Raw genomic sequence first — 11,877 nt, 5'->3', positions numbered from 1 at the left:
CAGCGCCACGTGGCGACGTCGATCACGACACTGCGTCATCGACTGAGCTACCAACTGATCGCTCGTCTCGGGCAGTGCCCATGCTGCGGAAGGGCAAGCGCAAAGCATCTTTTATGACACAGTAAGATTAAGGCTTGCGAGGCTCACCCTCGGTGCGGAAATACGACGCCGCCCGTTCCGGCGTCACATTGGGCAGCAAGGTATCAACGGGGGAGAACTTGCACTGGAAGTTGCCCCCCTGCCAGGCGAAGCCTGATGCCCTGATTCCAGCCCAGAAAAGCGCTAAATCCTTGTCTCCTGTGCATAGCAGAAGCCGTTCGCGTGGGAACAGCGCGAACAGATACATCAGGATTTCCAGGGAACGCAGATCGGCCAGCGCGTTGTATGCCAGCTCTGTCGAATAGTTAGGTTCCGTCAGCTTCAGCAACTTCTTGGCCGGGCTTTTCCCGTTCGGGATCGCCGCCGCGCTCAGCGCGGCGAGAACGACCATCGAACGCCTCGGGACGCCACACTCATCGGCAACGGCTAGCACGTCATCCCAAACCGCTGGAAGCCGACGCGCTCCGACGTTTCCGTGGAGCTTCGGGGCCAGACGCATGAGGAACTCCTGCTTGCGTGCCATGCCGGCCTGCGTGTCGTTGATGATGCCCATGATGCCCCGCAGACTTTCCTTGCCTGCCGGCACCAGCTCTGCCTTAGGCAGCGCTGCCTTGATCTTGGCGCAGGCCCACTCGAATTGCTGTTCGACGACATCCGGGGTTGGGTTCTTCCGCAGATTGCCTTCCAGCGCAAAAAGCAATGGATTGATACGAATGTGCTGATCCGCAAAAAAATCGAGGAAGTCATCATTTGCCCCCTCTGTCTTCTTACCATCGAGAAAACGCCCGATCAGCTCGGTAATGGTGCAGCGATCTGGCATGACGACCATTCCCTCCTGCAGGGCCAGCCCCGAAGGCAGCCAGCCTCCTTTAACCAAGCCAATGGTCCTTGACGAGTAGATGCTTTCAAGCACAGCGTTGCCGCTGGCGAACTTCTCGACAGTGATCTCCGGGATCGTGCTTTCGAGAACACGCGCATCGTTCCAGCGCAGAGGAATGGCTACCTTTTCGAGTTTTTGATGGATGAGGTCGGAATACTGAAGTGCCTGAAATTCCACACCCAGGAATGATGCGCTACATCCTGTAGGCCTGCCCGTTTCTTCGCTGACCTCCACGTACTTCAGCACTTTCCCATTCAAGGGTTCCGGTTCCTTGATCAAGGTCGGCCGCTTCGCAGGGGTCTTACGCGGTTTTTCTGGCAGCGGCGTTTCCAGGGCTTTCTGCAAGTCCTGCGCTGAAAAAATCTTGCTGTACCGATCGGCAATTCGAGAAGCCAGACGCTGACATGCGCCGTCGTCACATGACGCCGCGGCTACGCGGTCGGGAAAAGCATTGACTTCAGGCCAGTTCCGCAGGCCAGGCACAGCCGCAACCAGATCAAGCGCCTGGCCATGCTGCAAGGAAATGCGGTGTTGTTTGAGGTGTTCACGCAAACGCTGTGCGAACACCTTGAGGTTCGAGGTATCCATGCTGATCTCTTTCGAGTGTTGGCCCGGTGCACGCATTGCGGGCCGCCCAAGGGATCAAACATGATTTGGGGAGGCGCGATTGCCCCGTCTTCGTCGTACCTCGAAAGGCGCGTGCGGCAGGTGACGGAAACCTACGGAATAGGATAACACCATACTGCTCGCGTGCTTCCAGCGAAGTGTTTGCGTTCCGTCGTTGAGCTCGCGGGCTGCGCCCCATGCCTCGTGCCGAGTCAGAGCCATCCGGCTTGGATCCCTAACGCCTCCGTCCCTTGACGGCCTACGCGCTGCGCTTGCCGCAAAAAAACCCGAGTTTGCGTTGGGCGGAGTGTGGGTGGTCTTGCTGTTCCCTTCACCGTATCGCGGCATTCTCGTTGCCAAGGGCTGCGCGCGCTCGGTTGCAAATCGAGCAGCGTAAGACGCACAACGAATAGTTCCGCGCCGATCAGCAAGTGACCACTACTCCCAAGGCGCAGTGCCTGTGGGGGGATGCTCTTGATAAAGTGGGGCGATTGTCTGCCCCGTTATTGCCGGTTGATTCTCGGGCGGCAAGGATCCCCGCACAATGGCAATGCGATTCTTGAGACTTGCTGCCGGAGTCTTGTGGAAACGTCCAAGCTGGCCCACACGCTGCGCAGCCTTGTTGGCAAGATCCCAAAGTTCCTCCGCGTTTACGCCATCTGCGGCAGCAATCTCTAATTGCCGAACCTGAGTCCGGACTTGAGATCGTTTTTTTGGACTCAACGACGGTTTGCGGTTCACGATCAACTTCGTCGCGATCATGGGCTTCGAAGCCGAGAATACTTCATGCTTCTTGCGGCTTGCCCTCAAGCCGTGCTGAGCAAGCATCCCATAGACCTGGGCAATAACCCAAGTCTGCGTCTCCTTGTCCAAATGTGTTGCAGCCGACATCACCATGTCGTCTACATAGCGGGAATAGGTAATGCCTCGTTGAGCGAGCTTCGCATGCAGCAAGGGTTCATACCGCCACATCACGAGATTCGCCAGAAACGAACTCGCAATGCTGCCTTGGGGAAAGCTGCCGTCCTTGGTTGTGAGCTGCGTCAGGAGCTTGGCAACTTCAGGTGCAAATCCGAAGAAACTGCACCACACATCCTCAACATAGGCCGCACTGACAGACGGGAAGAACCCTTTCACGTCTTCGCAGATCAGTATCTGCTTATCCTTGTGGAGCGATGCATTGGTGACGTAGTCGCGCCCCTTCAAGCTTCCCTGTAGGTATTCGGGAAAGTCCACCTTGGGGAAGATATTGAGCTTCAGGCGCTTGTGAATTTCCTTAAGCGGCCCCATTGCGTCGAATGTCTGCCTGGTCGATCCTGGCTTAGGCTTTACCGTACGCCACATGCCGTTGGCTCGCTCGGCCAGTTCCACCAATGCTTTGGCGTCCCAACGAAGGCCGCGGGCCAGCGCAGCAATGCTTCGGATTGGGCTAGCCCGATATCTCGGTTTGATCAGGAAGAGGTCCATTCAGAAGCTCCAGTGCCGTGATGGCCAGTTGGCCAGCGAGGTCTCGATTCAACTGTCCCAGTTCTCCTTCTTCCGCCCCCAAAAAGAAAAGAATCTCTACGGGCATCACGAGCGCAGCGGCAATCCGTTGAATAGTGGACAAGGGTGGATCGCGCCGGCCACGCTCAAGAAGCGAGAGGTAGGACACCGAAATACCAGCCCGCGTCGCCAGCGCAGCTTGTGAAAGCTTGCGCTTTGATCTAGCGAGCTGAATGGCTTGTCCGATGTTCATATGCAAATCTCAAAAAACAAAGAATGGGCTTGGGGTGCCCATGACGGCCTCACAGCCAGTCTCGGATATTCGTCACGATGGTGACGAACGCCGCGATGGCCTGGAGGACGCGCAGCTTCAGCGTTTCCGCATCTACTGCACCCTGGGGGTGGTCACGAAGCTGCTCCAGCGTCGAGATTGCACCGTCCAGTTCCTTCATAGCACCAGTGTCGAGTTGGCTTCTGCATGCATCGCGGGCCTTCTTCAAGCCGTTGATGTGGTTTTCCAAGATTTGTTTGTCCATTCGGACCTCCTTTACACAAGGCACCGTGCCCTGCTTCCCCCGTTTCAAGGCAGCGCCGTAAAGGAGCCAACTCGACACCAACCAAGCCCATCACAGTTGCACGCTGCTGGCTCAACCTTCCCCCGCAGAGCTGGAAGCCTTACTGGACTTCGCGCTCCGCAGTTTGTGTCGTCCTGCTGGTCGCCGTTAGCTGAGCCAACTGCGCCGCGTTACAAGCCACGCACACTGTCTGCGTAGCGGACTTCATCAACTGAAGCCCTGATCACTGAGCCTTTGCCTTTTCGGGTCAGAAATAACAAATCTTTTGAACCGCAGCAGCACGATCACATGCTGCCGTGACTGCATCATAAACACTATTCAATCTGAAATTTGACTGTCAGTACGTTTTAGTTGTAACCAACTGTCGAGCGAAGTTAGACGACTGCGCGAGGTTCCTCACACCCAATCAACCTCGGTATACGTGGCTTCAGAAGCGATTCAGGACACGGCTGCTCCCACTCCGCAGTCTGGGCGTCCCCGGCCACCTGGGAGATGGCCGGTCGCGCTGTCGTGCTGCGCATCGAGCCCCCTGCGGGGTCTCGCCCCATTCGGGCTTCCATCGTTCCCTCGCTTCGCTCGGCTGACGCCTCCGGCCCGGCTTCCAGCTTCGGGCCTGCGCGCTTCGCTTGCTGTGCGGTCAGCGTGTGGAGGGGCCGTTGCCATGTCCAGCCGTCTTCCCTGACTTCATCACCTTGTCCGCGACTGTAGCCCGCTCCCGTGTGCCATCAAGGCGCGCAGGGCCGTGTCCTCGGCTACGCCTGCGGGCCGCACCAACCCTGCGCTTTCCTCCTTGACGGCCCCCGTCCGCGCGCTCCTCACCGTCGCGGGCGATGAACTCAGGAAAGACGGTGGCAACAGGGCCAACCGGGTTCCTCGTGCCGACCGCACCGAACAGCCGAAAGGCTGGGCTCCGAATCTAGGAATCCGGTGTGCGCTTTCTTCAACAGCCAAGTCAGGAGAACGACATGCTTGCAACCCGTTTCGCTTCCCATTCCCCCGCGCTGCGCAGCGACACCCCGCTGTCCGATGATCAGATTCACCGCGTGGCCCCGTCCATCTTTGCGGATGCCCCGCATGAGAGCCGTTCGCAGCGGTACGCCTATATCCCCACGGCGGCGGTTCTGACCGAACTTCGCAAAGAAGGGTTCCAGCCCTTCATGGTGACGCAAACCCGCGTGCGCGATGAAGGCAAGCGCGAACACACCAAACACATGCTGCGCCTGCGCCATGCCAGCCAGATCAATGGCGCGGAGGCTAACGAAATCGTGCTGCTGAACTCGCACGATGGCACGAGCAGCTATCAGATGCTGGCGGGTGCCTTCAGATTCGTCTGTGCCAATGGGCTGGTGTGCGGCGACACCTTTGCCGATGTTCGCTTGCCTCACAAAGGCGACGTGACGGGCCAAGTCATCGAAGGCGCTTTCGAGGTGCTGCGCGGCTTTGACCGGGTGAAGGAATCGCGTGACCTGATGCGCGGCATCACCTTGGACGATGGCGAATCGGAGGTGTTCGCACGCGCCGCGCTGGCCCTCAAGTACGACGACCCGGACAAGCCCGCGCCTGTCACGGAATCTCAGATTCTGATGCCGCGCCGTTTCGAGGATCGCCGCCCGGATTTGTGGTCGGTTTTTAACCGCACGCAAGAAAACCTCACAAAAGGTGGCCTGTCCGGGCGCAGCGCCAACGGCCGCAGGCAGCAGACCCGCCCTGTGCAAGGCATTGATTCTGACATTCGTCTGAACCGCGCCCTGTGGCTGCTGGCCGACGGCATGCGCGCCCTCAAAGCCTGAACCGTTCCCCCGCCGGAGGGGAGGTTCCCCTCCATTTCCTTGTTTCACTCGATTGGAGTCCACCATGAACGCCGTTACCACTACCGAAGCCCGCGCCGTCAGCACCGCCGCCAACGTGCTGCAAGCCGCCGACCCGAGCAAGCACATGATTCTGGTGCCGCTGTCGCGGCTGGTGTTGCGCCCCACGGGCCGCGACGTGCGCAAGACTACCCCGCGTATGTCTGCCCCTCAGTTGGCCGCTTCTATCCAGCGCGTGGGCCTGCTGCAAAACCTGATCGTGATTGCATCCGCCGATGGCGAGCATTACGAGGTGGTGGCCGGTGGCCGACGCCTCGCAGCCCTCAAGCTGCTGGCGAAGAAGCACCGCATCGCCAAGGATTGGGAAGTGCCTTGCCTGCGCGTGGCCGATGGCACGGCCCGCACCGCCAGTCTCACCGAGAACGTGCAGCGCGAAGCCATGCACCCGGCAGACCAGTTTGAAGCCTTCGCGGCACTGGTGGCCGAAGGCCGACCCATCGAGGACATTGCGGCGGATTTCTCTGTCACGCCGCTGGTGGTGCAGCGCCGCTTGAAGCTCGCCAATGTATCGCCGCGCTTGATGGCCGACTACCGGGCCGATGCCGTCACGCTCGACCAACTCATGGCGCTGGCCGTGACCGACGATCATGCTTCACAAGACGCCGCGTTCTACGATGCGCCGCAGTGGCAGCGCAGTCCGTCCGCCTTGCGTGACCGTTTGACGGAACGCGAGATTGACGCCTACCGCCATCCGCTGGTGCGCTTCGTCGGGCTGGACGCCTACGAGCAGGCGGGCGGCGGTATTCGCCGTGACCTGTTCGCGGAAGGCGATGCGGGCGTGTACCTCAACGATGCCGCATTGCTGGAACGGCTGGCACTGGACAAGCTGGCGGGCATCGCTGCCACCGTCCGCACTGAGGGATGGGCCTGGGTGGATGCCGCGCCCGCCGCCACGTATGCCGACCTGCAAACCTTCCAGCGTGCTCCGAGGGAGCGCCGCGAGCCGAACAAGCGCGAAGCGCAGCGCATCGAGAAGCTGCAAGCCAAGATGCAGGAAGTAGCCGAAGCGGTGGATGCCGCGATGGACGCCGAGGACGAAGACAAGGCCGACGCGCGGCAAGAAGAAGGCGAACGGCTGGGCGAGCAGCTGCAGGCATTGGAGGATGGCCTGCTGGACTATGCCCCGAACGTGAAGGCCGCAGCCGGTGCCATCGTCACCATCGACCGCAACGGGCAGGCCGTGATTCATCGCGGGCTGCTGCGCGAGGCCGAGGCCAAGGCGTTGCGCACGCCGGAGCGGCTGCCCCAAGGGTTCGGCAGCGTGGAAGGTGAAGCCGAGAACGACGAGCACCCCAAGGCCGCAGCGATTTCCGACCGGCTGGCCCAACGTTTGAGCGCCCACCGCACGCCGCGCTGCAAATCGAAGTGGCCCGCCATCCGCAAGTGGCACTGGCTACGCTGGTGCATGGCATGGTGCAGGCCGTCTTGCAGGAACGCCACTACGGGCACGACCTGCCGCTGGGCGTGCGCCTGACGGTGCAAGGCCGACTGGAAGGCATGGCCCCGGACTGGCCGGAATCACCCGCTGCCGTGGCGCTGCGCGAGATGCAACAGGTAGCCGGGCAAGCCTTGCCCGAGGACAGCGCCGAACTGTTCTCCGCGCTGCTGGCGATGGAGCAAGGCGAACTGGTCAAGCTGCTGGCCGTGTGCGTGGCGTCCACGGTGGACGTGGTGACGCCGCGTGCCACGGCGCATCAGCCCGGTGCGGAACTGGCGCAGGCCGTGGGCCTCGACATGGCCGCATGGTGGAAGCCGAGCGCGGAAGGCTATTTCAAGCACGTTCCGAAGGCCGTGATCCTGGATGCCGTGGGCGAGTTCGCGCCGGATACGGTCAACCGGCTGGCGAAGCTCAAGAAGGCCGACATTGCCAGCGAGGCCGAGCGACTGGCGAACGGAACGGGTTGGATGCCTGCCATCTTCAAGGCGGTAGGCGCGCAGGCGGATGCTCCCGAGGATGGGCCGCAGGATACGGCGCAGGACGGCGCGGAAGAAGCCGCCACCGTGGCGGATGAACCCGCCGAGGCATTGACCGCTTGACCCTCACCGCAGCACAGCGCCCGGAGCCATCCGGGCGCTGGCTTGCACGGTGCCAGTCCATGCCCGCCGACAACCCCACCCCAAGCCGCCCGCGTATGGCGGCAATATATGCCATCGGTACGGTACGCGCCCGCCGTTGGCACGGCGAGGGCGATGTGCGCGGCTACCGTTCGCCTTCGGGCAGGACGGCCCGCGCCGTCCTCACGGACATTCATCCCATGACAGGCCACGCCTTGGCCGCGTGCCGTGTGGTGGATCATCGAGACGAAGGAATAACCGGGATCAGCCAAGATGCCACGCCGATTGGCATGGCAAGAATGGCGCTTCCACATGTCTTTTAATTGACAACCAGTTTCCTATATGGGAAACTGGTTGTCAATCTTGGAGATGCTATGCGACGAACAAAATCTCAGCAATTGACCAACATCATCCTGACGGTATTCCGGCTCAATGGTGCGCTGGCTTCCTGGGGGGATGCCTTTGGTTCCACCGAGGGACTCACCAGCGCTCGCTGGCAGATGCTGGGGGCCTTGGCATTGGCCGGGCAGCCACAGACGGCCCCGCAGGTGGCGACACGCATGGGCTTGACCCGGCAAGGCGCGCAAAAGCAGCTCAATCTGCTGGCCGCCGATGGCTTGGTCGAGTCGCATCCCAACCCCCGGCACCAGCGCTCGCCGCTGTTCGTGCTGACGCGGCAAGGGCAGCAGGCCTATGCCAGCGTCGATGAACGCTGGCGCGCACATGCGCAGCGGGTGGCAGTCGCGTTTTCGCCGGCGGATTTGGATGCCGTGGGCGAGGTGCTGACCGCGTTGGTGCAAACCTATACGTCCGAGGAGCCCGATCATGAAGCGTAAAGTGCATCTGGTTGCCGCCGTGTTGGCGCTGCTGTTCCTGGCGGTGTTCTGGTCGTCCACGGTCGTGGCGGAGTTGTTTCTGTCCGCCGCCGCCGTGGCGACCGTGAAGCAGGCGATTGCCTGGGCGCTGCTGGGCTTTGTGCCGGTAATGGCTGTCACCGGAGCCAGCGGCTTTTCGATGGGCGGCAAGAGCAAACACCCAACGATCACGGCCAAGCGCAAACGCATGCCGGTCATTGGCGGCATCGGACTGCTGGTGCTGGCACCTGCGGCGGTCTTTCTGGCCCAGCGGGCGCAGGCTGGGGTGTTCGATGGCGTCTTCTATGGCGTGCAGGCGCTGGAGTTGGTGGCGGGAGCTGTCAATCTGGTGCTCATCGGGCGCAACTTCCGCGATGGATGGAATATGCGGCGGCGCAAGCGTTCATCCGACTGAATTCATTCTTGGCGGAAAACTTTGGGCGGCTGGCGCATCGCGCCACCGGGCTTTGCGGGTTGCGCCCCGTGCCGTCTTGGCCGTCACGCCTGCGGCGCTGCGCGCTGACGCTTGCTCCAGGGGACAGTCCTGCGGGCTATCCCCGTCGCGCGGCGCTTGCCCCCCGGCACGGTACGTGCCCGCTGCTGGCACGACGATGGCGACGTGCGCGGCTACCGCCCGCCCTCGGGCTGGACGGTCCGCGCCGACCTCACGGACATTCATCCCATCACGGGCCGCGCCTTGGCGCGTGCCGTGTGGTGGATCATCGAGACGAAGGAATAACCCGAACAGCACCGCGCCCTGGGCGCGGTGAAAAGCAAATCCGGGCGCGGCAGTGGCCGCGCCCGGTGTTCAAGGCCAACAGCCGAATCAGAACGCCGCCGCCTTCGCTATGACTCAGGCGGCGGCGTTGACGGCATCGCTTTCGGCACGATGCCCGTGGGCACCGACTTGTCGCCAGTGCCATGCAATATGCGGGCGAGACGCCCGGCAATGGAAGGCCCGCACGGGCCTGCCTGACGCAAGCGTGATGCCGATGTGGCTCCATCAGGTTTTGACGCTATGGAACACTCTCGGGCTATGAGCATCCGAACAACCTTGAAGACCTGGGCCAAGCGCATCAAACGTGATGGCGTGACGCTGTGGTTTGCCGGCAAGCACCCCGGAACGCCGTGGTATGCCAAGGCCCTCGGGCTGTTCGTGGTGGCCTATGCGCTGAGCCCCATTGATTTGATTCCAGACTTCATCCCGGTGCTGGGGTATCTGGACGATGTGATTCTGTTGCCGGTGTTGATCTGGTTGACCGTCAGGCTGCTGCCGTCTGATGTGCTGGCGGAATGCCGCGTGCAGGCCGATGCGTGGATGCAAACGGAAGGGGCCAAGCCGAGAAGCCGATTCGGGGCGGTGATGATCGTGTGCGTGTGGCTGGCCGTGGGGGTGGGCTTGTGGTTCTGGCTCCAGCCGCATCTTTAGTTTTTCCCTGATGGCCGATTGAACGGCCTGGGCGTGTCGGCGCACAGCGCCGCCGGGCTATTGGGCTTTGCCCCGCGCCGACTTCGCCGTCACGGCCATTCGGCGGCTATCCCTCACGCCTTCGCGCCTGCGGCGCTGCGCGCTTCGCTTGCCTCCGGGGGATCGGCGCCAGGCCCATCCCCGCCGCGCGATGCTTGGCGCCCCTAGGGAGAGCCGAACCGGCAGCGCCGGATCGGCCTGAACAGCGCCCCGTCGCAATGGGCAGGGTACGGCAGATACGCCGTGGCTTGCTGCGGCAGGTTGTATGAATGGGTGCCGCCCTCGACGCTGGCGGGTCTCGCCCATCACGTCACGAAGGATGGTTCACGGACACGATACCCAGCCTCGCCATGGCGCTTTCATCCCACACTTCAAGTACAGCGCCGCAAGGTGCGGCGAGGCGTTCTCGCGCTGGTCATATGCGGTGTCGCATGTGACGGGCGGGCGAAGCAGCGTTAGGGCGACGCTGAACAAGTCCCCGCGCTGGCGCGCGCCCTGGCGTGGGATGGGATGCAAGGCGCAAACCGCAGCCATGGCGAGGATTTGCAACGCCGCAGACCGCCCACGGCAGGGATGCGCGACGCGCGGGGGACTTGTTCAGCGTTGCCTTAGGTCCCTCTGTCATTACGGCAAACCTCTGAGCCGATCCGCAACGTAGGGCGCAGCCGCGGTGACCAGTAAAACGACCGGCCAGATGTTGCCATCCTTGAACGTGTAGGCCTCCAGAATGGTGGCCCACGGCTTGCCCTGAAACCGACCGAATGAAATCTCGAAGACGAGGGTGAGGGCCAGCCAAAATACGCCGATCCCGATGCGTTGCGCTGGCCGGTGAGCCCCCAGCCATGGCAAGGCAAGAAAGGTAATGACCAGAATCAAGGCGGACAGCAGTACGCCACTCAGAAAGAATCCGGGAGCCTTGCCGAGATGAGGGATGAGAACACCTTCACGCAGGGCGCCGTTGGCAACGGCGCAAAAGAGGATGACGAGCCAAATGGTGAGTGACTTTGTTATGAGTGCCATTGCCAGTCCAATAGCGATTGATGCTCCAGTTCAGCAGCGGACCGATTCAAGCTCCCCGTCAGCTGCAATCCCGTCTCCAGCTTACGCTTGTTCGACCAGGCTGGCTCGCATCTGACTACGGCACACTGTCTTCCTTCGCCACCGCTTCCAGCTCCCGCCGCACCTGTGCAAGAAGCTGCTCGGCCTGTTTCTGGCTCTTCCCCGCATAGGCCAGCGTCAGCAGCGTGAGCGGGTGCACTTCCATGACCTCGCACAGCTCGGCCAGCTTGTTCAAGGTCGGGCTTTTGAGGTCGCGCTCCAGCGAACTCATGTAGGTGCGGCTGGACACGTCCGAGAAGGCTTCCTGACTCAGACCCCGTGCCTTGCGGATGGTCTTCAATGCCTCCGACAATGTGTGTTTCGCTGCCAATCTTGGATCTCCCTGAAATCCAAGATGACATCTGATTGCGCTCTTTAGGGCTACAACCTATAGTGTTCGCTTTTGCTGGTTTGCCGCTTTTGTTCTTTTACGGAAATCCGCATTGGTGGATTCCCACACAAGCACAGAACCGCATCCGTGGTTTTCTTTGAATCCGCCAAAGTGGCTTTACGCTTTCACGCTTTTGCGGATTCGTGCAATGAAGGGAATTGTCGTGAACCCACTCATCACCGACGAGGAACGCACACAACTGCTGACCCACGGCCAGGCCCGCGCCGCCGGTCAGGCCATCGACCCGCTGCCCGTGGTGCGGCTGTTCACGCCGGACGCCCATGCCACCTGGCTGCTGGCCGCGCTCAATCCCACTGACGGCGACTCCGCTTGGGGAGTTATGGACGTGGGCATTGGCATGCCCGAGTTAGGGCAACGCTGAACAAGTCCACCACTGGCGGCTCGAATGCGTTGTGATCCGATGAAGCAACAGACCCTGGCAGCAGCGGCCGATCAAGAGGCCGGATTCGAGCAATACCGCCGCCCCACCCGACGCGA

General features: G+C 61.7%; 11 protein-coding genes and 3 pseudogenes. 8 read left to right on the top strand and 6 right to left on the bottom strand.

What is annotated here, in order from left to right:
* Positions 1-127: 127 nt before the first annotated feature.
* The 4 genes from JHD63_RS19470 to JHD63_RS19455 form a co-directional block, all read right to left on the bottom strand.
* Positions 128-1,567 carry a glyoxalase superfamily protein gene (locus tag JHD63_RS19470; protein ID WP_198972461.1) on the bottom strand — a complete coding sequence of 480 codons (1,440 nt, stop codon included), beginning with the start codon at positions 1,565-1,567 and terminating at the stop codon, positions 128-130.
* A gap of 456 nt (positions 1,568-2,023) precedes the next feature.
* Positions 2,024-3,052, bottom strand: a complete 1,029-nt coding sequence (locus JHD63_RS19465; protein WP_198972460.1) for a reverse transcriptase family protein — start codon at positions 3,050-3,052, stop codon at positions 2,024-2,026.
* Positions 3,015-3,323 (bottom strand): helix-turn-helix domain-containing protein, encoded by a 309-nt coding sequence (locus tag JHD63_RS19460; protein ID WP_198972459.1) that lies wholly within the window; start codon positions 3,321-3,323, stop codon positions 3,015-3,017. The genes JHD63_RS19465 and JHD63_RS19460 overlap by 38 nt, the downstream gene beginning before the upstream one ends.
* 49 nt (positions 3,324-3,372) lie before the next feature.
* Positions 3,373-3,606: a hypothetical protein gene (locus JHD63_RS19455; protein ID WP_198972458.1), complete on the bottom strand. Its 234-nt coding sequence runs from the start codon at positions 3,604-3,606 to the stop codon at positions 3,373-3,375.
* Between the two features lie 1,004 nt (positions 3,607-4,610).
* Here JHD63_RS19455 and JHD63_RS19450 point away from each other — a divergent pair.
* The 7 genes and pseudogenes from JHD63_RS19450 (at position 4,611) to JHD63_RS19425 (ending at position 9,851) form a co-directional block, all read left to right on the top strand.
* The gene (locus JHD63_RS19450) at positions 4,611-5,435 is read left to right on the top strand and encodes a DUF932 domain-containing protein (protein WP_198972457.1); all 825 of its coding nucleotides are present in this window, start codon (positions 4,611-4,613) and stop codon (positions 5,433-5,435) included.
* 64 nt (positions 5,436-5,499) lie between these two features.
* Positions 5,500-7,550, top strand: a pseudogene (locus JHD63_RS19445) (chromosome partitioning protein ParB).
* Positions 7,551-7,609: 59 nt separating this feature from the next.
* Positions 7,610-7,826 (top strand): annotated as a pseudogene (locus JHD63_RS24195) (hypothetical protein).
* A 140-nt stretch (positions 7,827-7,966) separates the two neighbouring features.
* On the top strand, positions 7,967-8,404 hold the full coding sequence (locus JHD63_RS19440) for a MarR family winged helix-turn-helix transcriptional regulator (protein ID WP_233168459.1): 438 nt from the start codon (positions 7,967-7,969) through the stop codon (positions 8,402-8,404).
* Positions 8,394-8,837 carry a hypothetical protein gene (locus JHD63_RS19435; protein WP_233168458.1) on the top strand — a complete coding sequence of 148 codons (444 nt, stop codon included), beginning with the start codon at positions 8,394-8,396 and terminating at the stop codon, positions 8,835-8,837. The genes JHD63_RS19440 and JHD63_RS19435 overlap by 11 nt, the downstream gene beginning before the upstream one ends.
* Before the next feature lie 129 nt (positions 8,838-8,966).
* Positions 8,967-9,161: a hypothetical protein gene (locus JHD63_RS19430; protein WP_198972462.1), complete on the top strand. Its 195-nt coding sequence runs from the start codon at positions 8,967-8,969 to the stop codon at positions 9,159-9,161.
* Between the two features lie 297 nt (positions 9,162-9,458).
* A complete protein-coding gene (locus tag JHD63_RS19425; protein ID WP_198972455.1) occupies positions 9,459-9,851 on the top strand; it encodes a YkvA family protein in 393 nt (130 codons plus the stop codon).
* Positions 9,852-10,514: 663 nt separating this feature from the next.
* Here JHD63_RS19425 and JHD63_RS19420 read toward each other — a convergent pair.
* Together JHD63_RS19420 and JHD63_RS19415 are read right to left on the bottom strand one after the other, a co-directional pair.
* A complete protein-coding gene (locus JHD63_RS19420; RefSeq protein ID WP_198972454.1) occupies positions 10,515-10,910 on the bottom strand; it encodes a hypothetical protein in 396 nt (131 codons plus the stop codon).
* Positions 10,911-11,025: 115 nt separating this feature from the next.
* Complete coding sequence (locus tag JHD63_RS19415) at positions 11,026-11,319, bottom strand: helix-turn-helix domain-containing protein (protein ID WP_198972453.1); 294 nt, start codon at positions 11,317-11,319, stop codon at positions 11,026-11,028.
* A gap of 223 nt (positions 11,320-11,542) precedes the next feature.
* Here JHD63_RS19415 and JHD63_RS19410 point away from each other — a divergent pair.
* Positions 11,543-11,752 (top strand): annotated as a pseudogene (locus JHD63_RS19410) (DUF2958 domain-containing protein); the annotation flags it as partial.
* Positions 11,753-11,877: the final 125 nt, after the last annotated feature.

The sequence above is a fragment of the Xylophilus sp. ASV27 genome (assembly GCF_016428875.1).
Lineage (GTDB): Bacteria > Pseudomonadota > Gammaproteobacteria > Burkholderiales > Burkholderiaceae_C > Xylophilus.
Note: the sequence above shows the minus strand (reverse complement) of the source record. Positions and strands in the feature narration are given on the sequence as shown.